Origin of the sequence: Microbacterium paludicola (assembly GCF_015235415.1) — a bacterium.
Taxonomy (GTDB): Bacteria; Actinomycetota; Actinomycetes; order Actinomycetales; family Microbacteriaceae; genus Microbacterium; species Microbacterium paludicola.
In genome coordinates, this window is sequence record NZ_JADGLL010000104.1 from 1 (window position 1) to 470 (window position 470).

At 28.9% G+C, this 470-nt stretch carries 1 protein-coding gene; it reads right to left on the reverse strand.

The genetic code is table 11. The features are described from left to right. The coding region (locus IR155_RS15720; RefSeq protein ID WP_135115714.1) for an efflux RND transporter permease subunit at positions 1 to 470 on the reverse strand (470 nt) is incomplete at both ends.

A 470-nucleotide genomic window follows, 5' to 3' on the forward strand; every position in this document is an offset into this window, starting at 1 on the left:
TTTTCATAAAACTTGTTTTCTTTTGGATTTAAAAATCTTGCCCCAATACTAGGTATTAAAAATACAGAAACCAAAAAGCTTATAACTATCCCACTTGCAACGCTTATGCCTAAGGCATTGAAAAAAAGCCCTGATATAGAGTTCATATAAGAAATAGGGATAAAAACACAAAGTAAAACTATACTTATGCTTAAAACGCTAAAACCTATTTCATTGATACCTAAAAAAGCAGTTTGTAAAGGCGGATAAGTTTTTAGCTTTTTAGCAATATTTTCAATCACTACTATAGCATCATCGATAAAAATTCCTATGCTTAAGGTTAAAGCTATAAAAGTTAAGCGGTTTAAATCATAGCCTAAAAGATCGATAATAAAAAAAGTTGAAATGATAGAAGTAGGTATAGCTATGCAAGCAATTAGAGTTGCACTTAAATTTCTTAAAAATAAAAACACGATAACAAGGGTTAGAAA